Below are 24116 nucleotides of genomic sequence, written 5' to 3' on the forward strand. Positions count from 1 at the left end.
TCCCGGCTTTCGGTGGGCGGACTCAGTGGATATAAGCGCCGTTGGCACGGCGGGGGACTGATCATATGCAGCAGCAGGTTGAGGGCGAGCAGCCCGTCAAGGTTGAATTCGACAATTTCGAGCATGGCTTTCCGGAAGGCTTCGGCCCGGGTGCCTGGGGGCATCTGGCCTATGCCATCGGTCTCGCGTTTGCGGTGTTCCAGCTCTATGTCGCGGCTTTCAACTACCTGCCGAGCCAGGTGGTGCGCGGCGTCCATGTCGGCTTCCTGATCCTCCTGACCTTCGGCCTGATCGGCAATTTCACCGCCAGGACCGATTTCGGCCGCGCGGTGAGTTGGATCGTCGGCGCCGCCGGGTTCCTCTGCGGGCTCTACCAGTGGATCTTCTATGCCGACCTGATCGCCCGCGATGGCGATCCGACCAACATGGACCTCGCGGTCGGCACGCTGCTCGCGGTCCTGATCTTCGAGGGCACGCGGCGGCTGATGGGGGCGGCGCTGCCGCTGATGTGCGGCGCCTGTCTGCTGTACTGGTTCTTCGGCCAATATCTGCCGTCGCCGTTCAATCACCGCGGCTATGACTTCGACCAGATCGTCACCCATCTCTCGTTCGGCACCGAGGGCTTCTACGGCGTGCCGATCTACGTCTCGGCAACCTACATCTTCCTGTTCATCCTGTTCGGCTCGTTCCTGGAACGCGCCGGCATGATCCAGCTGTTCACCGACGTCTCGCTCGGCCTGTTCGGCCGCACCCGCGGCGGCCCCGCCAAGGTCGCGGTGTTCGCTTCGGGCATGATGGGCACGATCTCGGGTTCGGGCGTCGCCAACGTCGTTACCGTCGGCCAGTTCACGATCCCCTTGATGATCAAGTTCGGCTATCGCCGCGCCTTCGCCGCCGGCGTCGAGGCCACCGCTTCGATGGGCGGCCAGATCATGCCGCCCGTCATGGGAGCGGTCGCCTTCATCATGGCCGAGACGCTCGGCGTGCCCTATTCGGAGATCGTCAAGGCCGCGGTGATCCCGGCGATCCTCTATTTCGCCTCGGCGTTCTGGATGGTGCATCTGGAGGCTGGCAAGCACGGCCTCGTCGGCATGAAGCGCTCGGAGATCCCGAGCGCCTGGAAAGCGCTGGTGGCGCGCTGGTACCTGGTGTTGCCGCTCGCGGCGCTGGTCTACATGCTGTTCGAGGGCTTCACGCCGCTCTATGCCGGCAGCATGGGACTTGCGCTCACGGTCGCGCTGATCCTCGGCGCCAGCATCACGCTCGGCTTCTCCAACACCATCGTGCGCTACATCTTCTGGATCGGCCTCGCGCTGGTGGTTGCCGCGGTGTCGCGCCACGGCATCGAGATCGTTCCGGTCGCCAGCGTCGTCGCCGGCCTCATCGTGATCGCGGCGATCACCCGCGGCGGCCGCGCCCACCCTGAAAGCCTGCCGCGACTCGCTCGCCGACAGCGCCAAATCGGCGCTGACGGTCGGCATGGCCTGCGCCATCGTCGGCACCATCATCGGCATGATGACGCAGACCGGCGTCGGCACCATCTTCGGCAGCTGGATCATCGGGCTCGGCGCCAAGAGCCTGTTCCTGGCGCTGATCATGACCATGCTGCTGTCGATCCTGCTCGGCACCGGCATCCCGACGATCCCGACCTACATCATCACCGCGGCGCTGGCTGCACCGGCGCTCGCCAAGCTCGGCGTGCCGCTGATCGCAAGCCACATGTTTGCGTTCTACTACGGCATCATGGCCGACCTCTCGCCGCCGGTTGCGCTCGCGGCCCTGGCGGCGGCGCCGATCGCCAAGGAGAACCCGGACAAGATCGGCTGGGAGGCGATGCGGATCGCGCTTGCCGGCTACGTCATTCCGTTCATCTTCGTCTATTCGCCGGCGCTGATGCTGCAGACCGGGGATCCGATGCAGGCGCAGCTCGGCTTCTACGGCGCGGTGGCGCTGGCGACCTTCAAGGCGCTGGTGGCGATCGGATTGTTCGGCATCGTCGCGATCGGCTTCCTGTTCACGCGGCTGACTTTCATCGAGATCCTGGTCGCGTTCGGCGCCGCGCTCTGCCTGCTCGGCGATTTCCCGTTCTCGGATACAGCGGGCTTCACGCTCGCTGCTGCTGTCGTGCTATGGCAATGGCGGCAGCGTCCGCGCAATGCGGTGGCGGCGGCTTGAGCCTCTGCCTCGCTTCCGCGGGAGTCGTGAAGGCGCTGTCGATCGCGGCCTTCACGCTCGCCTGGACGCATTCGATCGAGAAGAGCGCCTGGCAGGAGGACTGGCTGGTCACGCCGGCCGGGCTCACGCTGCAACAGGCGCGCGTCAAGGGCACGGGCGCCGGCATGGAGCCGCCGCCGGAGGCGCGCCTTGTCGATGGCTGGTTTCAATGGTCGCCCCCGCCGGCGCCAAGGGCGGAGGTCGTGCTCGGCAATTCCGGCGCCGCGGGTGAATGGCACCTGTGCCAGGAGGGACACTGCCAGACGCTATCGGAGATTATCGGGCATCCGATCGGTGCTAATGTCACGACGATGAGTGTTTGCGAGAATCCGTAGTAAGTATCCGTAGCCTGCATGAGCGGAGCGATATGCGGGGGATAGCGCTCCCGGATATCGCTTCGCTCATCCGGGCTACAGTCACGACAAGAACAACAAGGGAGAAAGACCGATGGATCGGCTCAAGGGCAAGGTTGCGATGGTGGTCGGCGCGGGTTCGATCGGGCCCGGCTGGGGCAATGGCAAGGCGACCGCCGTCACCTTTGCGCGCGAGGGCGCCAGCGTCTTCTGCGTCGATCGCAACGGCGCCGCGGCGGAGGAGACCGTCGGCATCATCACCGGCGAGGGCGGCAAGGCTGCCGCATTCACCGCCGATGTCTCGCGCGCCGGCGAGGTGGAGGCGATGGTCGCGGCCTGCCTCAAGGCCTATGGCCGCATCGACGTGCTCGACAACAATGTCGGCATCGCCGAGGTCGGCAGCGTGGTGGAAGTTGGGGAAGCGGAGTGGGACCGCGTCTTCGCGGTCAACCTCAAGAGCGCCTATCTGTCGATGAAGCACGTCATTCCCGTCATGATCAAGCAGGGCGGCGGCTCGATCATCAACATCTCCTCGATCGCCTCGATCCGCCATGTCGGCATTTCCTATGTCAGCTACAACGCGAGCAAGGCCGCGATGAACCAGATGACGCGCTCGACCGCGGTCGAGTTCGCCTCGAAGCATGTGCGCGTCAACGCGATCCTGCCCGGACTGATGAAGACACCGATGGTCGCGCATTCGGCCGGGCTGGCGCAGAGCTACGCCAAGGGCGATGTCGAGGCGATGTGGCGCGCCCGCGACGCGCAGGTGCCGATGGGGCATATGGGCGACGCCTGGGACGTCGCCAATGCCGCGCTGTTCCTGGCGTCGGACGAATCGAAGTATGTCACCGGCATCGAGCTCGTGGTCGACGGCGGCATCACCTCCAAGTCGGGTGCTTGAATCGGGCGTCTGAGCAGCGAACTTCGCTTTACCTCGCCCCGCGTGCGGGGAGAGGTCGGAATGCATCGCTAGATGCATTCCGGGTGAGGGGGATTCTCCGCAAATGCAGCTATCGCCGGTTACGCGGAGACAGCCCCTCACCCCAACCCTCTCCCCGTAAAGAACGGGGAGAGGGAGCGCAGTGCTGTCGCGGCGGCTATTCATCCGAACCTCATGGCGCTTTAGGCCTCCACGCTGAGCTCGGCGCGGTCGAGCTCTTCCTCGACCAGATGGAATGCGTCGTCGCCGATCGCTTCGGTGCGGCGCAGATTGAGCAATGCCTGACGCGCCGCGGCGATGGCGCGGCGGCGCAGCGGATCCGACGGCAGCTCGCGTGAGGTCAGGCCGCCGTCGGGATCATTCTCCGCGCGCAGCAGCACGGCGCGATATTCGAGCCGCAGGATCTCGGCCTCTTCCGACGGGTCGGCGTCGATCTCGTCGAGCGCGGCGCGAAACACCACGCCGCGGGCATGGGCCGCCTCGCGTCCGACCGGATCGTCGTCAGCGAAATTCAACGCCAGGATCAATGGCCGCAGCGTCAACCCCTGGATCACGAGCGAACCGAGCACCACGGCAAACGCCGTCAGCAGGATCAGATCGCGATACGGAAACCATTCAGGCAGCGCAAACGCCGCCGCCAGCGTGACGATGCCGCGCATGCCGCACCAGGACACGATGAAGCCGCGCTTCAAGGTCGGCACGGCGTCCACCACGTGGGCGGGCAGCAGGTTGCGCGTCTTCAGTGTGCGCAGCAGCGCGCCGTAGGGCATTACCCAGAGGATGCGGGCGAGGATCACGACGGCGAGGATCGCGGCGGCAAAGCTGCAATACTTCCACCGCACCTCGTCGTCGAGCCCGGACCAGATCGGGCGCAACTGCAGGCCGATCAGCATGAAGGCGAGCACGTTGAGCACGAACACGACGGTTTCCCACACCGCGTAGGACGACACGCGCAGCCGCGCCGATGTGCGGGCCGGCGCGGTGCGCGAGATGGTGATCGCATAGGCGATGATGGTGAGGATGCCGGACAGCCCGAGATGCTCGGCAATGATCCACACCATGAAAGTGCCGCCGAACTGCGTGATGATCGCGCTCGGTGCCTCGGTGATGCGACGCGTGATCATCATCCAGACTTGCGCGAACAGGAAGCCGGCGGCGAGGCTGCCGACCAGCGCAATCGTGATGGACGGCACGAACTCGCGGATCTTCATGTGCTCGGCGGCGACGAGGCCGACCGCGACGCGATAGATGAGCAGCGCGCTGGCATCGTTGAGCAGGCTTTCTCCTTCGAGGATCTTCTGGATCCGGTAGGGCAGGTTGACCTGGCGCAGGATCGCGGTGGCTGCGGCCGCGTCCGGCGGTGCCACGATGGCGCCGAGTGCGATCGCAACCGCCCATGGCATGTCCGGGCGCAGCCAATGCGCGACCACCGCGACCGCCGCTGTGGTGACGCCGACCGCGACCACCACCAGCGTCGAGACCGGCAGCCAGTTGTTACGGAGATCGCGCAGCGAAGTGTCGAACGCGGCGTCGAGCAGCACCGGCGCGACGAACAGCGCCAGCGCCAGTTTCGGTTCCAGCGCCCAGGTCGGGGCCCACGGCAGCAGCGTCAGCAGCACGCCGCCGAGCGCCAGGAAGGTCGGGTAGGGCACCTTGATCCGCCGCGCCAGCGCCGATAGCGCCACCGCCGCGAGCAACAGCCCGATGATCCATTCGAATGTGAGCAAGCCGAACCCCCGATGCAGCCGATCGTCTCAATTGACGTATAATCCAGCGTGTGGTTTTGCGGCAAATGGCGCGCTGCCGGCCATCAGGGGCCGGCGGTTCGGGTGCAAGAGAGGGATGTCTTGTCGGCGATCGGGATGCGACGCAAACCTGCAAATCTGGCCGCGATGCTGGTCTGTGTCGGCCTGTCGGGCGCGCTGATGACGGGCGTTGCGCGCGCCACCGGCAGCGAACCGGGCGAGGATGTGCAGGCCAACGCCGGCCCCTGCATCGCGGCGGCAGCGGCCGCCGATGACGACAAGATCATCGATGTCTGCGGCGCGCTGATCGACAATGAGAAGGCGACGAGGCCCGATCGCGTCAAGGCGCTGATGGCGCGGGCGGGCGCCTATGACCGCAAGCAGATGATCGATCGCGCGATCGCGGACTATGACACCGTGCTCAAGCTCGATCCATCGCTCGCCGATGCGCATAATGCGCGCGGCGAACTGTGGCGCCGCAAGGGCGACCGGCCGAAGGCGATCCTGGATTTTGGTGCTGCCGTCAAGCTCGACCCCAATCACGCCGCCGCCAGGGCCAACTACAAATCGCTGTCGCTGGAGCTGGAGCGGATCGGCGCCATGATGGCGGTCGCCGGCAAGCCGAGCTTCGATTGCCGCAAGGCGCGCCGGCCGGTGGAGAAGGCAATCTGCGCCAATCCCACGCTTGCCGACCTCGATCGCGAGATCGTCGCATCGACCTTCCGCACGGTGCGCGAGGCGCAGAATCCGCGCCAGGCGCGCGAGCTGCAGCGCGCGCAGGATCAGTTCATCGCCCGCCGCAATGCCGACTTCGGCAAGTCGGGCTACGACCTGGAAAAGGCGATGCGCGAGCGGCTGCAGCGGATCAACGGCGTCGAAGCGGAATGAGCTCTAGATTCTTGTTTTGACGCGTTTTCTTCACGCGAACCGGGACCCACTTCGCTCGAAAACGCTTTGCTCCGACCCGGCCGAAGGTCGCGGTCATTTCGGCTTGAAACGGCGCCACTTCCCGTGACAATGGTCGGCAAATGACGCGCGACCGCGCGAGGGAGAAACGCGATGAATATCCAGCAGAGCCGGTATCATGAGGTGTATGCCCGCTCGCTCCGGGACCCCGAGGACTTTTGGGCGGAAGCGGCGCGCGAGATCGACTGGATCGAGCCGGCCAAGAAGATCTTCGATCCCTCCATGGGCGCCTACGGGCGCTGGTTCGCCGGCGCCGTGGTCAACACCTGCTACAACGCGCTGGATCGCCATGTCGCCGGCGGCCGCGCCGGCCAGGTCGCGCTGATCCACGATTCGCCGCTCACCAACACGATCACCAAGTTCACCTATTCCGAATTGTTGGAGGAGGTGCAGACGCTGGCTGCGGTGATGCAGGATTTCGGCGTGGCGAAGGGCGATCGCGTCATCCTCTATATGCCGATGGTGCCGGAGGCCGTCGTCGCGATGCTCGCCTGCGCGCGGATCGGCGCGGTGCACAGCGTGGTGTTCGGCGGCTTCGCGGCCAAGGAGCTTGCGACCCGCATCGATGACGCCAAGCCGAAGCTGATCTTCTCGGCGAGCTGCGGCATCGAGCCCGGGCGCATCGTGCAATACAAGCCGCTGCTCGACGAGGCGATCCGCCTCGCCGGCAGCAAGCCCGAGACCTGCATCATCCTGCAGCGGCCGCAGCAGGCTTGCGAGCTCACCGCGGGCCGCGATCATGACTGGGCGACGCTGCGCCGCGCCGCATTCGACGCCGGCAAGGCCGCGCCGTGCGTGCCGGTAGCCGCCACCGATCCGCTCTACATCCTCTACACGTCGGGCACGACCGGAATCCCGAAGGGCGTGGTGCGCGACAATGGTGGTCATCTCGTCGCGCTGAAATGGTCGATGCACAATCTCTACGGCGTGAAGCCCGGCGAGATCTGGTGGTGCGGCTCCGACATCGGCTGGGTGGTCGGCCATTCCTACATCGTCTATGGCCCGCTGATCCACGGCGCGACCACCATCATGTACGAGGGCAAGCCGATCGGCACGCCGGATGCCGGCGCGTTCTGGCGCGTGATCAGCGAGCACAAGGCGGTCGCCTTCTTCACCGCGCCGACCGCGTTCCGCGCGATCAAGAAGGAAGACCCCGAAGGCAAGTTCATCCGGAATTACGATCTCTCGAGCTTCCGCACCCTGTTCCTCGCCGGCGAGCGCGCCGATCCGCCGACGGTGGAGTGGGCCGAGCAGCAGCTGAAGGTGCCGGTCATCGACCACTGGTGGCAGACCGAGACCGGCTGGTGCATCGCCGGCAATCCGGTCGGGCTCGGCCAGCTGCCGGTCAAGCACGGCTCGCCCACGGTGCCGATGCCGGGCTATCAGGTCGACATCGTCGACGAGGCGGCGAAGCCGGTGGCGTCGGGCACGATGGGCTCGATCGTCATCAAGCTGCCGATGCCGCCGGGCTGCCTGCCGACGCTGTGGCAGCAGGACGATCGCTTCGGGGACGCCTATCTCTCGGAATTCCCCGGCTACTACAAGACCTCGGATGCCGGCTACAAGGATGAGGACGGCTATGTCTGGGTGATGGGCCGCACCGATGACATCATCAATGTCGCCGGCCACCGGCTCTCCACCGGCGGCATGGAGGAGATCCTCGCCTCGCATCCCGACGTTGCCGAATGCGCCGTGCTCGGCGTCAAGGACGCGATCAAGGGCGAGGTGCCGTGCGGCTTCCTGGTACTGAAGGCCGGCGTGACCAAGCAGCCCGCCGAGGTCGAGAAGGACGTCGTGGCGCTGGTGCGCGACAAGCTCGGGCCGGTCGCCGCGTTCAAGCTCGCGATCACGGTGGCGCGGCTGCCGAAGACCCGTTCCGGCAAGATCCTGCGCGGCACCATCAAGAAGATCGCCGACGGCGAGCCCTGGACCATGCCGGCGACGATCGAGGACCCGAAGGTGCTCGACGAAATCGGCGAGGCGCTGAAGGGGAAGGCGTAGCTCTTGTTGCCTCGCCCCGCTTGCGGGGAGAGGCCGGGTCGCATGGCAATGCGATCCGGGTGAGGGGGGCTCCGCGCGCTCGCTGCATTCATTCTGCGGAGGCGGCCCCTCACCCCAACCCTCTAAGAGCGAGCAGCGCTCGTCTCGACCCCGCAAGAGCGGGGCGAGGGGGTGCTGGCACCTCCCGCGCCTGAGGTCGGCACCTGTGGAACAAGACTTCCGCATTCGGAAGCAAAACGGGCTTGATTTTGATGGATTGCCGGGTCATCCCGGCCTCCCTGTCATATGCCATGAGATACGGACCCACGGATGCGATCCATTTCCGCTCGCGCGCCTCTCGCCTTGCTGCTCGCGCTGCCGCTGCTTGCAGGCTGCCTCGAACGCGGCCGATCGCCGATCGCGGAGAGCATGGGCGACGACGACCAGTACTGCCAGGCCGGCGGCAAGGTGGCGGTCGGCTCGCCTGATTATGTCGCCTGCCGCAAGAACCGCGACGTGCAGCGCCAGAACGCCGAAGCCCGCACCGATCGAAGGCAGCGCGATCTCGGCGAATACATGATGAACAATCCCGACCGGCATTGAGCCGCGCCGACGGCCGTCGTCACGCCCATCGCATGCGCTTCCAAGCAAAAACGCGGCAGGTTGCCCTGCCGCGTTTCGTATTCTGCGCTTCGAGTTGCGCGATCCGCGCTTACTCTTCGTCGTCGGCGGGCTTCTTGCCGCCGATCGTCTTCAGCTTGGCGAACACGGCATCGACGTTGAGATCGTCGTGGCGCTCGATCGGCTGATCGTCCAGCTCGTCCTTGCGCGTGGTCTCGGAGGCCGGCAGCAGCGTGGCGCCGCCGTAGACCGTGGTGGTCGGCTTCTCCTTGGCGGCGCGCTGCACCTCGAAATCGAGCTCGATCTGCGAGCACAGGCCGAGCGTCACCGGGTCCATCGGGGTCAGGGTCGAGGCGTTCCAGTGGGTGCGGTCGCGCACGCTGGCGATCGTGGTCTTGGTGGTGCCGACCAGACGCATGATCTGGGCGTCCTTCAGCTCGGGATGGTTGCGGACCAGCCAGAGGATCGCGCTCGGACGCTCATGGCGGCGCGACACCGGGGTGTAGCGCGGGCCCTTCTTCTTGGCGGCGGAGGGCAGCACCACCTTGCTCTCCTGGAGCCTGAGGCGGTAGTTCTGGTCGCGCTCGCCGCGCTCGATCTCCTCGCGGGTCAGCTGGCCGTTCGAAATCGGGTCCATGCCCTTGATGCCCTGGGCGGCGTCGCCGTCGGCGATGGCGCGGACCTCGAGGGGGTGCATTTTGGTAAAATCGGCCACCTGATCGAAGGTCAGGGCGGTATTGTCGACCAACCACACGGCAGTCGCCTTCGGCATCAGCGGTGCGTTGCTCATGGCAAATCTCCTTTGTGCTTCGCCCACCTCTGTCGAGGCGAAGCTGGTAGTCATCGGCGATGACGGGAATTATAGGGCCTATATAAGCCCTCCGGGGGGAATGGCGCAATGGGCCAGCAAAATCGCCTTGACAGCGCCCGAAAGCAGTCCCAAGTCCTTACTCAAATTGGCCGTTCCCCGCCCGCCGGCGAGGGGTGATTCGGTCCCGAGATTGCCCCGAGACAGCCCGATGTCAGCCAAAAAACCCGACCTTAGAATCGTGCTTTGTTCCCCCCGCGGCTTTTGTGCCGGGGTGGTCCGTGCCATCGACACGGTCGAACGTGCCCTCACCATTTATGGTGCGCCGGTCTATGTCCGGCACGAAATCGTCCATAACAAGTATGTGGTCGACAGCCTGAAGACCAAAGGCGCCATTTTCGTCGAGGAATTGGCCGAAATTCCCGACGATACCAACGCGCCGGTGGTGTTTTCGGCCCACGGCGTTCCGAAATCGGTTCCCGCCGAGGCCAAATCCCGCAATTTCTTCTCGCTGGACGCGACCTGCCCGCTGGTGACCAAGGTCCACCGCGAGGCGGCGATCCATTTCAAGCGCGGCCGCGAGATCCTGCTGATCGGCCATTCCCACCACCCCGAGGTGGTCGGCACGCTGGGGCAGCTGCCGGCGGGCGCCGTGACCCTGATCGAGACCGCCGAGGACGCCAAGACCTTTGTTCCGAAGGACCCCAACAACCTCGCCTTCGTGACCCAGACCACGCTGTCGATCGACGACACCGCGGAGATCGTGACGCTGCTCAAGCAGCGCTTCCCGAACGTCAATGGTCCGCACAAGGAGGACATCTGCTACGCGACCACCAACCGTCAGCTCGCGGTCAAGAAGGTGGCGCCGGTGGTCGACGCCCTGATCGTGGTCGGCGCGCCGAACTCGTCGAACTCGCAGCGCCTGCGCGAGGTCGCCGAGCGCGAGGGCTGTCCGATCGCCGTGCTCGCCCAGCGCGCCAGCGACATCGACTGGAGCAGGTTCGAAGGCATCACGAGCCTCGGCATCACCGCGGGCGCCTCTGCGCCGGAAGTGATCGTCGAGGAGATCATGGGCGCCTTCGCCGAGCGCTATGAACTGCACGTGGAGACGGTCTCGGCCGCGGAGGAGAACGAGTTCTTCCCGCTGCCGCGTTCGCTGCGGCCTGACGCTGCCGCGGCGGAATAGACCATATGGCGGTCTACACCGACGTTGCCGCCGAAGACCTCGCGGAATTCCTCAAAAGCTACGACATCGGCGAACTGCTCTCCTACAAGGGCATCGCCGAGGGCGTCGAGAATTCGAACTTCCTGCTGCACACCAGCCAGGGCGCCTACATCCTCACGCTCTATGAGAAGCGCGTGGCGGAGGACGACCTGCCGTATTTCCTGTCGCTGATGGCCCATCTCGCCGAGCGCGGCGTGTCGTGCCCGCAGCCGGCGCGCAACCGCAAGGGCGAAGTCACTAGCCGGCTCGCCGGCCGGCCCGCCGCGATCATCAACTTCCTCGAGGGCGTGTGGCCGCGGCGGCCGAACGTGGCGCATTGCTCCGGCGTCGGCGAGGCGCTGGCCAAAATGCACGTTGCCGGCCGGGATTTTCCGCTGGTCCGCAACAATCCGCTGTCGGTCTCCGGCTGGCGGCCGCTGTTCGATCTCGCCGCCGCGCGGGCCGACAGCGTGCAGCCGGGCTTGCACGACTTCATCGCGCGCGAGCTCGATCATCTCGAAGCCGCCTGGCCGACCGATCTGCCGGTCGGCGTGATCCATGCCGACCTGTTTCCCGACAACGTGTTTTTTCTGGGCGACAGGCTCTCGGGCCTGATCGACTTCCCGTTCGCCTGCAACGACATCCTGGCCTACGACGTCGCGATCTGCCTCAACGCCTGGTGCTTCGAGCCGGATCATTCCTTCAACGTCACCAAGGCGCGCGCATTGCTCAACGCCTATGGCCGCGAGCGCCCGCTGTCGGCGGCGGAAGAGGCCGCGCTGCCGCTGCTCGCGCGCGGTGCCGCGATGCGCTTCCTGCTGACGCGCCTGGTCGATTTCCTCAACGTGCCCGAAGGCGCGCTGGTGCAGCCGAAGGACCCGCTGGAATATGTCCGCAAGCTGCGCTTCCAGCAGAGCGTCGCTGCTATCAACGACTACGGCATCACGCCGGCCGGGTGCGCGGCGTGAGCGAAAAGCCGCATGTGACTGTTTTCACCGATGGTGCCTGCTCCGGAAATCCGGGGCCGGGCGGCTGGGGCGCGATCCTCAGATTCGGCGAGGTCGAGAAGGAATTGAAGGGCGGCGAGGCGCACACCACCAACAACCGCATGGAGCTGATGGCGGCGATCTCGGCGCTGGAAGCGCTGAAGAAGCCCTGTGTGGTCGATCTCACCACCGACAGCCAGTATGTCCGCCAGGGCATCACCGGCTGGATCCATGGCTGGAAGCGCAACGGCTGGCGCACCGCCGACAAGAAGCCGGTCAAGAATGTCGAGCTGTGGCAGCGTCTGGACGCCGCGCTGAAGCCGCATGAGGTGCGCTGGCACTGGATCAAGGGCCACGCCGGCCACACTGAGAACGAACGCGCCGACGAGCTGGCGCGCGAAGGCGTGGCGATGGCGAAGTTGAAGAGTTAGGCCCGCAGCGTGTCGGGTGCGTAGGATGGCTAGAGCGCAGCGAAACCCATCATCTCAATGCACGGCACGAAGGCAATGGGTTTCGCTGCGCTCTACCCATCCTACGATTCCCTAAATTTCGGCGATCTTGCCCTCTCCCCTTGTGGGAGAGGGTGGACGCGATGCGCAGCATCGCGGACGGGTGAGGGGTCTGTCTCCGCGGATAGAGACCCCTCATTCGGCGCGGATTGCATCCGCGCCACCTTCTCCCACAAGGGGAGAAGGGAAGAAGCGTCGGCTTAGAGCTGACCGAGCAGCGTGTCGCCGCCGGAAACCTCGACCTTGCCCGGGGCGGGCTCGAGGTTGAGCTTCTTCACCACGCCGTCCTCGACCAGCATCGAGTAGCGCTTGGAGCGGATGCCGAGGCCGTTGCCGGAGGCGTCGAGCTCCATGCCGATCGCCTTGGCGAAGTCGGCGTTGCCGTCGGCGAGGAAGACGGCTTCGTCGCGCTGGTCGGTGTCGCGCTTCCAGGCGTTCATCACGAAGGCGTCGTTGACCGAGACGATCGCGATGGTGTCGACGCCCTTGTTCTTCATGGCATAGGCGTTGAGGAAGATGCTCGGCAGATGCATCTTGTGGCAGGTGCCGGTGTAGGCGCCGGGCACCGCGAACAGGGCGACCTTCTTGCCCTTGAAAATGTCGTCGGTGGTTTTGACCTGCGGACCCTCGGCGGTCATCACGCGAAACTTGGCCTCCGGCAGCTTGTCGCCAACATTGATCGTCATCGTTGTTCTCCCTCGGTGAAGCGGAACTGTCTTAAACCCGGCTACAGCACGGCACAATACGGGCTCGCCGAAGAACGGCAATGCCGGAGGCCAAAGCGTTTTCGAGCGAAGTGGATCCCGGTTCGCGTGAAGAAAACGCGTCAAAACAAGAATCTAGAGCCCCGTTCCGATTCAATCGGAACGGAAAAAGGCTCTGGTCACCGTTCCGTCATCAGCCGGAAAACCCGCCGGCGTCGAGAAAGGCCTGCTCCTCGGCCGTGGTCTGCCGGCCCAGCACGCGATTCCGGTGCGGGAAGCGGCCGAACCGGCGGATGATGTCAGCGTGGTCCTCGGCGTATTTCAGGTTGTCGGGATGGCAGTCATATTGCCCGAACAGCGTCACGCAGCGCTGCTGGTCGTCGAGGTCCTCCGAATGCTCGAACGGCAGATAGAGGAATTCGCGCAGCACGGGGGCGGTCCGCGCATCGACGCCGCGGTCGATGGCGCGCCTTGCCACTTCACGCGCCAGCGCATCGCTTGAAAAGGTCCTGGCGTCGCCTCGAAACAGGTTTCGCGGAAACTGGTCGAGCACGATGGTCAGCGCCAGCGCGCCCTCATCGCTCGCCTCCCATGACGACAATTCGCCGGCAGCCGCCTTCTGCCAGGTGGCAAGGAAGCGGCTGCGGATCTCGGCATCGAAGGCGTCGTCGTGCTTGTACCAGCGGTCGCGGCCGGCATTCCGCCAGAAGCCAAGCACGTCAGCCGGCGTCGCGAGGCTTGCGTCAGACATCGAACGTCAGTCCACTCACGCCTTAGGCCGCGGCCTTCTTCTCGTCGCGCAGCTCGCGGCGCAGGATCTTGCCGACATTGGTCTTCGGCAGGTCGGTCCTGAACTCGATCTGCTTCGGCACCTTGTAGGCGGTGAGCTGGGTGGCGCTGAACTTGATGATGTCCTCGGCGGTGATGTTCGGGTCCTTCTTGACCACGAAGGCCTTCACCGCTTCGCCGGACTTCGCGTCGGGCACGCCGATCACGGCGCATTCGAGCACGCCCGGGTGGCTTGCGATCACTTCCTCGATCTCGTTCGGATAGACGTTGAAGCCGGAGACCAGGATCATGTCCTTCTTGCGATCGACGATCTTGGTGTAGCCCTTCTCGTCCATCACGCCGATGTCGCCGGTGCGGAAATAGCCGTCCGCCGTCATCACGCGCGCGGTCTCGTCCGGCCTGTTCCAGTAGCCCGCCATCACCTGCGGGCCCTTGGCGCAGATTTCGCCGGCCTCGCCGATCGGCAACTCATTGCCGTCATCGTCGCGGATCGAGAGCCAGGTCGAGGGGACGGGAAGGCCGATCGTCCCGGAGAACTCCTCGATCGTTGCAGGATTGCATGTCAGGGTCGGCGACGTCTCCGACAGGCCATAGCCTTCCGACAACGAGATGCCCGTAACCTTCAACCATTTCTCGGCGACCGGCCTTTGCGTCGCCATGCCGCCGCCGTTGGCGATCTTCAGCTTGGAGAAGTCGAGCTTGTCGAATCCGGGCGTGTTCAGCAGGCCATTGTAGAGGGTGTTGACCGCCGGGAAGAAGCTGACCTGGTACTTCGACAGCTCCTTGACGAAGCCCGCCATGTCGCGCGGATTCGGAATCAGCAGATTGGTGCCGCCGGCCCGCATGCCCAGCAGATAGCAGGCGGTGAGCGCGAAGACGTGATAGAGCGGCAGCGCGCAGACGATGACCATCTGTTCGACGATCGGCGGCTTCGCCAGCGCCGGCTGCAGCCAGGCGTCGTTCTGCAGCACGTTGGCCAGGATGTTGCGGTGGAGCAGGGTCGCGCCCTTGGAGACGCCGGTGGTGCCGCCGGTATATTGCAGGAAGGCGACGTCATCGAGCGTCAGCGTCGGTTTGTTGAGCTTGGCGGCGCGGCCGGCCGACAGCGCCTCGTTGAAGCCGACGGCGCCGGGAATCGACCAGGCCGGCACCATCTTCTTCACCCGGCGCACCACCAGATTGACGATCACGCCCTTGAGGCCGAGCAGGTCGCCCATGCTGCCGACGATCACGTGCTTGACCGCGGTGTTGGGAAGCACCTTCTGCACGGTGGTGGCAAAGTTCTCCAGAACGATGATCGCCTCCGCGCCGGAATCCTTGAGCTGGTGCTCGAGCTCGCGCGGGGTGTAGAGCGGGTTGACGTTGACCACGGCATAGCCGGCGCGCAGCACGGCGGCGGTCGCGATCGGATATTGCAGCACGTTCGGCATCATCAGCGCGACCCGTGCGCCCTTCTGCAGGCCCTTGCTCTGCAGGTAGGCGCCGAGCGCCGTCGACATCCCGTCGAGCTCGCGATAGGTGATCGCCTTGTCCATGCAGATGAACGCCTTGCGATCGGCGAATTTCTTGAAGCTTTCTTCCAGCAATTCGACCAGCGACGAATATTGCGTGACGTCGATATCCGCGGGCACGCCGGCCGGATAATGCTTGAGCCAGATGCGCTCCATGATGGTCAATCCCCTCTCTCAAATTTGGCTGATGTCCCGGATTGCTTCCGGGTTTTCCGACCTTTGGCCGCGATATTTCAGTCAGTATTGAGCGATGCCGCGGCCAATGGCAAGCCGCTGCGCGTTATCGACGCATTGGAGAAAATGACGGTCGGAAATGACGGGCGGGCGCTGTGCTAGCCGGCCGGCTTGGCGTCGGCTTTCGGCTTGTCGGCAGCCTTGGGTTTGTCGGCCGCAGTCTTGGGCTTGGCAGCCGGCTTTGCCGCCGCCGGCTTGCCGGCAGGCTTTGCGGCGGCGGGCTTGTCGGCCGCGGCCGTCTTCGCAGCTGCGGCATCCGGCTTGGCGTTGGCGTGACGCGCGGGCTTGGCCGCCGGCTTGTTGTCCGACTTGGAGGCGCCCTTGGTGTCGGCCTTCGCGTCATCGGCCGCATCGGGCTTCTTGCCCGCGACGCGGCTGTGCTTGCCCTTGGCGCGCTTGACCGGCTGCATCTTCTCGGTGTCGGCCTCGACCGCGGCGATCAACGCAGCACCGGTCTTGGTCGGCCCCGTATAAACCACGACCGGCTCGGAGGCCGCGGCGGGCTGCGCCAGCATGTCAGCCGGCTTGGTCGGCATCGCAGCCTGCAGGCCCGAGGCGAAGAAGCTGACGCCGCCGTCGCCATTGGTGCTGGAGCTTCCGGCGCTGGCGACGGTGTCTTCGGCGTCCTCGTCGCTGGCGGGCCGCTTGTGCTTGGGACCGCACATCTCCTCGCGCAGGTTCGGCGGCGTGGAATCGATCGGCACCAGATTGTCGACGGTGCCGAGCGAGGGCCGCAGCCACGCCATCCCATTGTTGGCAAAGCCGCGGTCCAGGAGCTGCGCGGCGCGGATCGCGCGCATGCGGCCCGAGGAGGCGCCGAGCACCACGGCGATCAGCCGCTTGCCGTCACGCGTCGCCGACGCCACGAGATTGTAGCCGGAGGCGCAGATGAAGCCGGTCTTGAAGCCGTCGGCGCCGGGATAGCGGCCGATCAGCTTGTTGAAGTTCTGGGTGATGCGGCGGCCGAAGCGGATCGACGGGATGTGGACGAAATACTCGTATTCCGGCAGGTCGCGGATGATGGCGCGGGCGAGGATCGCCATGTCGCGCGCCGAGGTGATCTGGCCGTCGGCGGGCAGGCCGTTCGGATTGACGTAGCTCGTTTGCGTCATGCCGAGCCTTTGCGCGGTCTGGTTCATCATCCCGGCAAAGCCGTCGATCGAACCGCCGATGCCCTCGGCCAGCACCACGGCCATGTCGTTGGCCGACTTCACCAGCATCATCTTCAGCGCGTTGTCGACGGTGACCTGGGTGCCGGGCCGGAAGCCCATCTTCGATGGCGACTGCGACGACGCGGTCGGCGACACCGTGAGCAGCGTGTCGAGCGAGACGCGGCCGTCCTTGACCGCCTTCAGCGTCACATAGGCCGTCATCATCTTGCTGAGCGAAGCCGGGTACCACGGCATCGTCGCATTGTCGGCCTGCAGCACCTTTCCGGAATCGGCCTCGACAACCAGCAGTGCCTCGGCTTGCGCCATTTGCGGCGCGGCGATGGCGAGCATCGCGACGGCCAGAATCCATTTCAATGACGGGCGAGGAAGGTGCACGAATCCGGTTCCGGTCCTTTGAGACCCGCCTTGAAAAAAGGAGGTCTTGCGATTGTGACGTACGGGTTTCAAGCGTGTCCGGCGCCGCATTGCGGCGATGCAAACCCTATACCGGCTTGCCAGCAGAGAACAGAGGCCGGGGAATTATATCGTGGACGAAATCGGCTGAATTTCGGCAGCCGCCTCAATTGGAAAGGCGGGAATTATGGTGTCTCGATGCCGGCGCGCGCCTGTTCCTGGACCATGAACTGGGCCCGCGCCAGCTCGGCAAAACGCCCGCCTTTCGCCACCAGTTCATCGAAAGTTCCGCTTTCGATCACCCGCCCCTGGTCGAACAGCAGGATGCGGGTGGCGTGGCGGATGGTGGACAGGCGGTGCGCGATCACGAAGGTGGTACGGCCCTTCATCACTTCGTCGAGAGCGGCATTCACCTTGGCCTCGGTGACGGCGTCGAGGGCGCTGGTGGCCTCGTCGAGGATCAGGATCGGCGGATCCTTCAGCAGCGCACGCGCGATCGACAGCCGCTGGCGTTCGCCGCCGGACAGCATGCGGCCGCGTTCGCCGGCATGGGTATCGAACTTCTTTTCGCTGCGCTCGATGAAATCCAGCGCCTGCGCGCGCGCCGCGGCGGTGCGCAGCTCCTCGTCGGTGGCGTCGGGCTTGCCGACGCGCAGATTGTCGGCGAGCGAGCGGTTGAACAGCAGCGCCTCCTGGAACACCACGCCGATGTTTCGCCGCAGCGCCGTCAGCTTCAGTGCGCGTATGTCCATACCGTCGATCCTGATGATGCCCGATTGCGGATCGAACGCGCGATGCAGCAGCGCGATCGCGGTGGACTTGCCGGCGCCGGTCGAGCCGACCAGCGCGATGGTCTGGCCCGGCAGAGCGGTGAAGCTGAGATCCTCGATCGCCGGCCGCTTGCCGTCATAGGAGAACGAGACGTCGTCGAACTCGACGAGGCCGGACAGCCGTCCGGGATCGACCGCGCCGGGCCGGTCGCGCACCGCCGGCACCGCGTCGAGCACGTCGAAGAACTCCTGCAGGCGCGGCGCTTCCATGAACACGTTGTTGATAAAGCTGACCACCTGCTCGAGCTTCTGGATCAGCATGGTGGCGAACGAGACGAACATCACGATCTCGCCGACCGTGGTGAGGTCCTGGTTATGCAGCGCGATGCCGACGGTGAAGATCGCGAGCACCGTGATCGTGGTCGAGGCGCGTGTGATCACGGTGACCAGCGCCCACCATGACAGCACCGGCATCTGCACCGCGAGCAGCTTGTCGGCGACGTAGCGCAGGCCCTGCACCTCGGAATCGATCCGCACGAAGCTCTGCACCAGCGCGACATTGCCGAGCGCGTCCGAGGCGCGTGCCGAGAGGTCGCTGTAATAGGCCTCGACCTCGCTCTGCATGCCGTAGGTCTTGCGCACCACCAGCGTGGTCAGCACGGTGAACACGACGCAGAGCCCGAACAGCAGGATCGCCAGCCGCCAGTTGATGTAGAGCGAAAGCGGTAGCAGCACGATCAGCGACATGATCGCGGCGAAATGCTCGCGGAAGAAGCCGAGCCAGAGCCGCCACAGGGCGTCGGTGCCGTTCAGCATCACCTTCATCAGCCGCCCGGAATGGGTGCCGGAATGGAAGGTCAGCGGCAGCTGCAGGATGTGCTCGAAATAATCGGTCAGCACCGCCTGGCGCTGGCGGTGCGCCAGCCGGTCGGCCTGCAGCGCCACGATCGCGCTGCAGCCGATCGTGAACAGGCCGAACACCGCCCAGGCGACGAGCAGCGGCCATGCCGAGGAGGTCGCGAACAGCCCGGTGACCGGCCGGCCCGACAGCACGTCGACGATCTTGCCGAACAGCACCGGCTCGGCGAATTGCGCGCCGGCGAGTAGCACGTTGGCGATGGCCAGGATCCAGCCGAGCCGCGCCTCCTTGCCGAGCAGTTCGAGGACGCGGGTATAGAGGCGAAGCATGGACATGCCGGCGGCACTCGTCAGCGGTGGGCGCCCGATCAGGCGAGAATGCAATTTAATCAGGGTTCGCGATGCAGGGCCAGCGGCCGGCAGTGCATCGCACTCCGTCATGGCCGGGCTTGACCCGGCCATCCACGCCTTTCTTGCAGGCGGTCATCGAAGACGTGGATGCCCGGGTCAAGCCCGGCCATGACGAGCAGAGCGGAGCCGTCAATTCACCAGCCGGCCGTCGATCGGCGGCAGGAAAGCCTCGTCGAAGATGTCGGCGGCGTGCGGCCGCTTCTGGAATTTGAAGTCCTCCGCGAGCTGGTCGACCGAGCGCTCGAAGCGCTCCGCTTCGATGCCGCCGATGCCGTCGCGCTTTACCTCGCTGGTCAGGATGTTGTCGCGGATGATGGCGTTCAGCCGCTCCAGCTCCAGATCGCGCGAGCCGCCATCCATGCGGCTCGCGACCTCGCCGGCGGCGCGGGCCGGATCCTTGATCGCGAGGTTGGTGCCGCGGATTGCCGCGCGCACGAATCCTTTCACCGCATCCGGCTTCGCGGCGGCAAGGCGCGGGCTGACGATCACGGCAAAGCCGTAGGCCTCGCAGCCATAGTCGGCGAAGCGCAGCACCGCGAGATCGTCGGCGGGCACGCCGCGATCGCGCAAATTGATCGCCGAGAGATAGGAGAAGCCGGTGACGGCATCGACCTGGCCGGCGGAGAGCATCGGCTCGCGCACCGCGGCGCTGATCGTGCTCTGCTTCACGCCCGACAGCTTGATGCCGTTCTGCTTCGCGACCGCGGGCCATAGCCGGATCGAGAGGTCGCCCTCGGCGACGCCGAGGCTCTTGCCCTGCATGTCGGTCAGCGTCCTGATGCCGCGGCTCTTGCGCGCGATGATCGCATAAGGCGCCTGGTTGAACAGCACGAACACCGCCTTGACGGGCGCAGCACCGGGCTCGTCGCGAAAGCGGATCAGCGAGTTGATGTCGACGAGGGCGAAATCGCTCGAGCCGTCGGCGACGCGCGCGATGGCATCCGCCGAGCTGGTCGCGACGTTGGTGCCGACGCTGAGGCCCTCGGCGCTGAACAGGCCGCCGGATAACGCCATCACAAATGGCGCTGCGGCGGCATCAAGCGGACGGTCGAGCGTGAACTGGATGGTGAGCGGCGGCGGCGGATCGCTGGCGCGCAGCGGCGTCAGCGCCGGCCACACGCCTCCTGCGAGGCCGATCATGCCGGCCAGCATCCAGCGGAGAACGGTGGTCCGACTTACCTGCATCATGACATCCGGGAGGCGAGACAAAGTGCCGCGCCGGCGCGCCTGCTTCATGACATCGAATGCGCCAGAGCAAGCGTCAATTTCAAGCGTTATTTGCAGGCATTTTGCCCCAGGCAAGGTGAACGGTCGATGACTGCCAGGCTTCGGCTTGCCATGTTTTCACCTCAGGTCGTTCAGCTTGCATTCGGTTTGGGGAACCTAATCTGGAGGCAGTGGGTTAGCTAACCAAGGCCCGTCGGGCCAGCTTCCACAAAGGATGACTGCAATGTTTGCGCGAAAAGGTGTTTTTTCGTCCATTGGCCGCGCAGCCACATTGGCAACGGTTGCTGCAGTGACGTTGACGGCCGTCGAGCCGACGATGGCGTTCGCAGGCTCCGCTTCGGCAGGCAAGGCGACCGCTGTGACGACGTCACAAGGCACGAGCGGCGCGACCGACATCAGTGCCCGCCGTCGCTACTATGGCGGCGGTGGCGCAGCGGCTGCGGCTGCGTTCGCCGGGATCGTCGGCACGGGCCTCGCGATCGCCGCAGCCCAGAGCCGTCGCGACTATTACGACTCCTACGGCTACTATGGTGGCCCGGGCTACTACGGTGGTCCCGTCTACTATGGTGGCGGCCCGGTCTATTACGGCGGCGGACCGTACTATGGTTACCGCGGCTATTACGGGCGGCGGTCGCAACTGCCGTATCAGCCGTACTGACGGCCGTCGGCGGTTCTCAGAACTGTCACAAAGCATCCAATCCACCGGCCGCGGCCCGGTGGATTTTTTCGTCGTCGCCGTTAACACGCTGGCGACGCGTTTCGACTAGGCTCGAAGCATGAGTGATTCGATCGAGCGGCTTTACCAGGCGGTGATCGCGGCCAAGGATCTTGATCCGGCTACGTCGCGCACGGCACGGCTGTTCCAGCGCGGCCCGGCCAAGATGGCCAAGAAGCTCGCCGAGGAAGCGATCGAAGTCGTGATCGACGCCGTCAGCGGCAAGTCGGATGCCGTCATTCGCGAAAGCGCCGACCTGTTCTACAACCTCGCCGTTCTCTGGGCGTCGGCTGGCGTGAAGCCGGAGGATGTCTGGCGCGAGATGGAGCGGCGCGAGCGGCTGCTCGGGATCGCCGAGAAGCTGCCGAAGTCGCCGGTCAAGCTGCCCAAACCGGGGCCGGTCCCGGTGGTTCGGCGCCGAATTGTCGCGCTGGAGAACCGGCTGCGCAAACGGTAGCCGTAAATCAACCAAATTTCAGCTCAATCCCGGCATGGACAAATCCGCTCCATGATGGTTCATCGCGCCCATGTTGAAACGGACTTACGACTGGTGCGTCGAGGCGGCCGACAAGCCCTATGCGCTGTGGATTCTCGCGGCCGTCGCCTTCGCCGAGAGCTCCTTCTTCCCGATCCCTCCCGACATCATGCTGCTGCCGATGTCGCTGGCGCGGCCGAAGCGGGCGTGGTGGTTCGCCGCGGTCTGCACGGTGGCGTCGGTTGCCGGCGGCGTGCTCGGTTACGCGATCGGCGCACTGCTCTACGACTCGCTCGGGCAGTGGCTCATCCATCTCTACGGTCTCTCCGACAAGGTCGACGCGTTCCGCGCCTCCTACGCCGAATGGGGCGCCGTGATCATCCTGCTGAAGGGACTGACGCCGATCCCCTACAAGCTCGTGACGATCACCTCGGGCTTTGCCGGCTACAACATCTGGCTGTTCATCCTGTGCTCGATCGTCGCGCGCGGCGGCCGCTTCTTCTTCGTCGCGGTGCTGCTCAACCGCTATGGCGATTTCATCCGCGCCGAACTCGAGAAGCGGCTCGGCCTGTGGGTCGCGATCGGCGCGATCGTGCTGGTGCTGGGCTTTGTCGTCGCATTCAAGCTGATCTGACCAAAGTTCTAGTCGTTCGCGTCTTTGTCCACGGACGGCTTCGGACTACGCTCGCTGCGATGGCCGATGGAATCGACGACCGGTGAATCCTGCGAGACTCAATCCCGCCAGGGCGCGCGTTGCGATGGCGGGCCTTGCACTGTCGATGGCGCTGCCTGCGGTCGACGGAGGATGGGCGCAATCCGCGCCGCCCGCGCTCGGCGTGCAGTCGCCGTCGCCGCAGCCCGTTGAATCCCAGCAGCAACAGATCGAGCTGCCGCCGGCGCCGGTCGAGCGCGAGAATCCCGGGCTGATCAACGAAATCGGAAAGCTGTTCGAGAAGTCGAAATCGGCGCTGCCGCCGCTGAAGAGCCCCGGCGAGACCATCAACGATTTGTCGAACATCGCGCGCCCCTCGACGGTGGTGACCGGACGCGCGGCCTGCGTGGTGGCCTCGAACGGTGCGCCGGACTGCAAGATCGGCGCCGACCGGCTGTGCCAGAGCAAGGGGTTTCGGGAAGGTAAGGGCATCGATACCGACGCCTCCGAGAAATGCTCGCCGCTGGTCTATCTGCCGGGCCACAAGCGCGGCCCGAACGACTGCAGGACGGAAAATTTCGTGACACGGGCGGTCTGCCAATAGCGGCGGCCAGGCTTTGCGTCTGGGATGCCAGGCGCCCGCGAAAACACGGTTTCAGGATGAGGATTTGTCATCTTTTTTGCAGCGCCAAAACGCAATACTTGACACTGGAAAGATTGCCTTGTTGGTATGACGGTCAGCATTCGAGACCAATCAACGACCAACGCTTGAGGATCCGCTTCAAATGTCCATGCCTGCTCTGTTCAAGGGCCGCCTGTCTCTTCCCGTGATCGGGGCGCCGCTGTTCATCATCTCCGTGCCCGACCTCGTTATCGCGCAGTGCAAGGCCGGCGTGGTCGGCTCGTTTCCGGCGTTGAACGCGCGGCCGCCGGAGTTGCTCGACGAATGGCTGTACCGGATCAAGGAAGAGCTCGCCGCCTATGACAAGGCGCATCCGGAACGGCCGTCGGCGCCGTTCGCGGTGAACCAGATCGTGCACAAGTCGAACAACCGGCTCGATCACGACATGGCGCTTTGCGAGAAGCACAAGGTGCCGATGATCATCTCCTCGCTCGGCGCGCGAGAGGAGCTCAACCAGGCCGTCCACGGCTGGGGCGGCATCGTCTTCCACGACGTGATCAACCAGAAGTTCGCGCACAAGGCGATCGAGAAGGGCGCCGACGGCCTGATCCTGGTCGCGGCCGGCGCCGGCGGTCATGCCGGCACGCTGTCGCCGTTCCCGTTCGTAGCGGAGACGCGGCAATGGTTCGACGGGCCGATCGCGCTGTCGGGCACCATTTCCAACGGCCGCGCCATCCGCGCCGCGCGCATCATCGGCGCCGACTTCGCCTATATCGGCTCCGCCTTCATCGCGACCAAGGAGGCAAACGCGGTCGAGGGCTACAAGGACATGATCACCAATTCGTCCGCCGAGGATATCGTCTACTCCAACCTGTTCACCGGCGTGCACGGCAATTATTTGAAGCCGTCGATCGTCGCGGCCGGCATGGATCCGGAAAACCTGCCGACCTCCGATCCTTCCAAGATGAGCTTCGGCACCGATACGTCCGGCGAGCGCGCCAAGCCGAAGGCCTGGAAGGAGATCTGGGGCTCGGGCCAGGGCGTCGGCAGCATCTCCAAGGTGGTGCCTGCGGCCGAGCTGATCGCCCGGTTCAGGAAAGAGTATGAGGACGCGGTCGATCCGGTGCTTGCCTGAAGCACGATGAGATCACGATGAATCATCATCGCGCTTCAGCTCTTCATTTCAGCATGATCCACGCGCAAACGCTTCGCGTTTGTCGCGGGGAAAACTGCGTCCCACTTTTCCGGATCATGCTG

Annotated in this window: 21 protein-coding genes and 1 pseudogene; 14 read left to right on the forward strand and 8 right to left on the reverse strand. The window is 65.2% G+C overall.

The features are described from left to right. Positions 1–65: 65 nt before the first annotated feature. From ACVI1L_RS17995 to ACVI1L_RS18005, 3 genes and pseudogenes are all read left to right on the forward strand, one after another. Positions 66–2175, forward strand: a pseudogene (locus ACVI1L_RS17995) (TRAP transporter permease). Then, positions 2136–2549 (forward strand): DUF1850 domain-containing protein, encoded by a 414-nt coding sequence (locus tag ACVI1L_RS18000; protein WP_456783395.1) that lies wholly within the window; start codon positions 2136–2138, stop codon positions 2547–2549. The pseudogene ACVI1L_RS17995 and the gene ACVI1L_RS18000 overlap by 40 nt, the downstream one beginning before the upstream one ends. Positions 2550–2661: 112 nt before the next feature. Continuing rightward, the gene (locus ACVI1L_RS18005) at positions 2662–3468 is read left to right on the forward strand and encodes an SDR family NAD(P)-dependent oxidoreductase (protein WP_456783396.1); all 807 of its coding nucleotides are present in this window, start codon (positions 2662–2664) and stop codon (positions 3466–3468) included. A 221-nt stretch (positions 3469–3689) separates the two neighbouring features. On the opposite strand, the gene ACVI1L_RS18010 is transcribed toward ACVI1L_RS18005, so the two are convergent. Next, a complete protein-coding gene (locus ACVI1L_RS18010) occupies positions 3690–5234 on the reverse strand; it encodes a cation:proton antiporter (RefSeq protein ID WP_057016407.1) in 1545 nt (514 codons plus the stop codon). 135 nt (positions 5235–5369) lie between these two features. Here ACVI1L_RS18010 and ACVI1L_RS18015 point away from each other — a divergent pair, with 135 nt between their 5' ends. From ACVI1L_RS18015 to ACVI1L_RS18025, 3 genes are all read left to right on the forward strand, one after another. Beyond that, positions 5370–6140, forward strand: a complete 771-nt coding sequence (locus ACVI1L_RS18015) for a tetratricopeptide repeat protein (protein ID WP_456783397.1) — start codon at positions 5370–5372, stop codon at positions 6138–6140. 171 nt (positions 6141–6311) lie between these two features. Continuing rightward, complete coding sequence (locus ACVI1L_RS18020; RefSeq protein ID WP_456783398.1) at positions 6312–8219, forward strand: propionyl-CoA synthetase; 1908 nt, start codon at positions 6312–6314, stop codon at positions 8217–8219. Between the two features lie 309 nt (positions 8220–8528). After that, on the forward strand, positions 8529–8801 hold the full coding sequence (locus ACVI1L_RS18025) for a hypothetical protein (RefSeq protein WP_075969207.1): 273 nt from the start codon (positions 8529–8531) through the stop codon (positions 8799–8801). 109 nt (positions 8802–8910) lie between these two features. Here ACVI1L_RS18025 and ACVI1L_RS18030 read toward each other — a convergent pair whose 3' ends face one another. After that, positions 8911–9609 (reverse strand): DUF1013 domain-containing protein, encoded by a 699-nt coding sequence (locus ACVI1L_RS18030; protein ID WP_057016405.1) that lies wholly within the window; start codon positions 9607–9609, stop codon positions 8911–8913. 229 nt (positions 9610–9838) lie between these two features. Here ACVI1L_RS18030 and ispH point away from each other — a divergent pair, with 229 nt between their 5' ends. Genes ispH through rnhA form a run of 3 tightly spaced genes read left to right on the forward strand, consistent with a single transcriptional unit; the run spans position 9839 to position 12248 of the window. Next, entirely contained in the window at positions 9839–10813 is a 975-nt protein-coding gene (gene ispH / locus ACVI1L_RS18035; protein WP_057016404.1) for a 4-hydroxy-3-methylbut-2-enyl diphosphate reductase, read from the forward strand. Positions 10814–10818: 5 nt separating this feature from the next. Then, on the forward strand, positions 10819–11799 hold the full coding sequence (locus ACVI1L_RS18040; protein ID WP_283064905.1) for a homoserine kinase: 981 nt from the start codon (positions 10819–10821) through the stop codon (positions 11797–11799). Further along, the gene (gene rnhA, locus ACVI1L_RS18045; RefSeq protein WP_168857327.1) at positions 11796–12248 is read left to right on the forward strand and encodes a ribonuclease HI; all 453 of its coding nucleotides are present in this window, start codon (positions 11796–11798) and stop codon (positions 12246–12248) included. The genes ACVI1L_RS18040 and rnhA overlap by 4 nt, the downstream gene beginning before the upstream one ends. 278 nt (positions 12249–12526) lie before the next feature. On the opposite strand, the gene ACVI1L_RS18050 is transcribed toward rnhA, so the two are convergent. The 6 genes from ACVI1L_RS18050 to ACVI1L_RS18075 form a co-directional block, all read right to left on the reverse strand. Continuing rightward, the gene (locus ACVI1L_RS18050; RefSeq protein ID WP_018269652.1) at positions 12527–13012 is read right to left on the reverse strand and encodes a peroxiredoxin; all 486 of its coding nucleotides are present in this window, start codon (positions 13010–13012) and stop codon (positions 12527–12529) included. Positions 13013–13223: 211 nt separating this feature from the next. Beyond that, positions 13224–13781 (reverse strand): DUF924 family protein, encoded by a 558-nt coding sequence (locus ACVI1L_RS18055; protein ID WP_057016402.1) that lies wholly within the window; start codon positions 13779–13781, stop codon positions 13224–13226. Positions 13782–13803: 22 nt separating this feature from the next. After that, positions 13804–15486 carry a long-chain fatty acid--CoA ligase gene (locus tag ACVI1L_RS18060; RefSeq protein ID WP_076825259.1) on the reverse strand — a complete coding sequence of 561 codons (1683 nt, stop codon included), beginning with the start codon at positions 15484–15486 and terminating at the stop codon, positions 13804–13806. A 176-nt stretch (positions 15487–15662) separates the two neighbouring features. Further along, positions 15663–17111 carry a D-alanyl-D-alanine carboxypeptidase family protein gene (locus ACVI1L_RS18065; RefSeq protein WP_456783399.1) on the reverse strand — a complete coding sequence of 483 codons (1449 nt, stop codon included), beginning with the start codon at positions 17109–17111 and terminating at the stop codon, positions 15663–15665. A gap of 203 nt (positions 17112–17314) precedes the next feature. Next, positions 17315–19093: a glucan ABC transporter ATP-binding protein/ permease gene (locus ACVI1L_RS18070; protein WP_316395922.1), complete on the reverse strand. Its 1779-nt coding sequence runs from the start codon at positions 19091–19093 to the stop codon at positions 17315–17317. A 204-nt stretch (positions 19094–19297) separates the two neighbouring features. Next, entirely contained in the window at positions 19298–20353 is a 1056-nt protein-coding gene (locus ACVI1L_RS18075) for an ABC transporter substrate-binding protein (protein ID WP_456783400.1), read from the reverse strand. Positions 20354–20618: 265 nt separating this feature from the next. Between ACVI1L_RS18075 and ACVI1L_RS18080 the strand changes: the two genes are divergently transcribed. From ACVI1L_RS18080 to ACVI1L_RS18100, 5 genes are all read left to right on the forward strand, one after another. After that, positions 20619–21053 (forward strand): hypothetical protein, encoded by a 435-nt coding sequence (locus ACVI1L_RS18080; RefSeq protein WP_229190265.1) that lies wholly within the window; start codon positions 20619–20621, stop codon positions 21051–21053. Positions 21054–21171: 118 nt separating this feature from the next. Next, the gene (hisE, locus tag ACVI1L_RS18085) at positions 21172–21567 is read left to right on the forward strand and encodes a phosphoribosyl-ATP diphosphatase (protein ID WP_456783401.1); all 396 of its coding nucleotides are present in this window, start codon (positions 21172–21174) and stop codon (positions 21565–21567) included. 70 nt (positions 21568–21637) lie between these two features. Next, positions 21638–22219 (forward strand): YqaA family protein, encoded by a 582-nt coding sequence (locus ACVI1L_RS18090; protein ID WP_028334775.1) that lies wholly within the window; start codon positions 21638–21640, stop codon positions 22217–22219. Positions 22220–22301: 82 nt separating this feature from the next. Further along, positions 22302–22841, forward strand: a complete 540-nt coding sequence (locus ACVI1L_RS18095; RefSeq protein ID WP_375166527.1) for a hypothetical protein — start codon at positions 22302–22304, stop codon at positions 22839–22841. Between the two features lie 181 nt (positions 22842–23022). After that, positions 23023–23994, forward strand: a complete 972-nt coding sequence (locus ACVI1L_RS18100) for an NAD(P)H-dependent flavin oxidoreductase (protein WP_168857332.1) — start codon at positions 23023–23025, stop codon at positions 23992–23994. The last annotated feature ends 122 nt before the right edge of the window (positions 23995–24116 follow it).

The organism is Bradyrhizobium sp. USDA 4516, assembly GCF_054055915.1.

Excerpts from the sequence above, each read along its gene's own strand:
- ACVI1L_RS18025 (WP_075969207.1), top strand. The coding sequence starts at position 8,529 with ATGCGATCCATTTCCGCTCGCGCGCCTCTCGCCTTGCTGCTCGCGCTG.
- ispH (WP_057016404.1), top strand. The coding sequence starts at position 9,839 with ATGTCAGCCAAAAAACCCGACCTTAGAATCGTGCTTTGTTCCCCCCGC.
- ACVI1L_RS18100 (WP_168857332.1), top strand. The coding sequence starts at position 23,023 with ATGTCCATGCCTGCTCTGTTCAAGGGCCGCCTGTCTCTTCCCGTGATC.
- ACVI1L_RS18005 (WP_456783396.1), top strand. The coding sequence starts at position 2,662 with ATGGATCGGCTCAAGGGCAAGGTTGCGATGGTGGTCGGCGCGGGTTCG.
- ACVI1L_RS18020 (WP_456783398.1), top strand. The coding sequence starts at position 6,312 with ATGAATATCCAGCAGAGCCGGTATCATGAGGTGTATGCCCGCTCGCTC.
- ACVI1L_RS18050 (WP_018269652.1), bottom strand. The coding sequence starts at position 13,012 with ATGACGATCAATGTTGGCGACAAGCTGCCGGAGGCCAAGTTTCGCGTG.
- ACVI1L_RS18090 (WP_028334775.1), top strand. The coding sequence starts at position 21,638 with ATGTTGAAACGGACTTACGACTGGTGCGTCGAGGCGGCCGACAAGCCC.
- hisE (WP_456783401.1), top strand. The coding sequence starts at position 21,172 with ATGAGTGATTCGATCGAGCGGCTTTACCAGGCGGTGATCGCGGCCAAG.
- ACVI1L_RS18015 (WP_456783397.1), top strand. The coding sequence starts at position 5,370 with ATGCGACGCAAACCTGCAAATCTGGCCGCGATGCTGGTCTGTGTCGGC.
- ACVI1L_RS18080 (WP_229190265.1), top strand. The coding sequence starts at position 20,619 with ATGTTTGCGCGAAAAGGTGTTTTTTCGTCCATTGGCCGCGCAGCCACA.
- ACVI1L_RS18075 (WP_456783400.1), bottom strand. The coding sequence starts at position 20,353 with ATGCAGGTAAGTCGGACCACCGTTCTCCGCTGGATGCTGGCCGGCATG.
- ACVI1L_RS18060 (WP_076825259.1), bottom strand. The coding sequence starts at position 15,486 with ATGGAGCGCATCTGGCTCAAGCATTATCCGGCCGGCGTGCCCGCGGAT.
- ACVI1L_RS18000 (WP_456783395.1), top strand. The coding sequence starts at position 2,136 with ATGGCGGCAGCGTCCGCGCAATGCGGTGGCGGCGGCTTGAGCCTCTGC.
- ACVI1L_RS18055 (WP_057016402.1), bottom strand. The coding sequence starts at position 13,781 with ATGTCTGACGCAAGCCTCGCGACGCCGGCTGACGTGCTTGGCTTCTGG.
- ACVI1L_RS18030 (WP_057016405.1), bottom strand. The coding sequence starts at position 9,609 with ATGAGCAACGCACCGCTGATGCCGAAGGCGACTGCCGTGTGGTTGGTC.
- ACVI1L_RS18040 (WP_283064905.1), top strand. The coding sequence starts at position 10,819 with ATGGCGGTCTACACCGACGTTGCCGCCGAAGACCTCGCGGAATTCCTC.
- ACVI1L_RS18070 (WP_316395922.1), bottom strand. The coding sequence starts at position 19,093 with ATGTCCATGCTTCGCCTCTATACCCGCGTCCTCGAACTGCTCGGCAAG.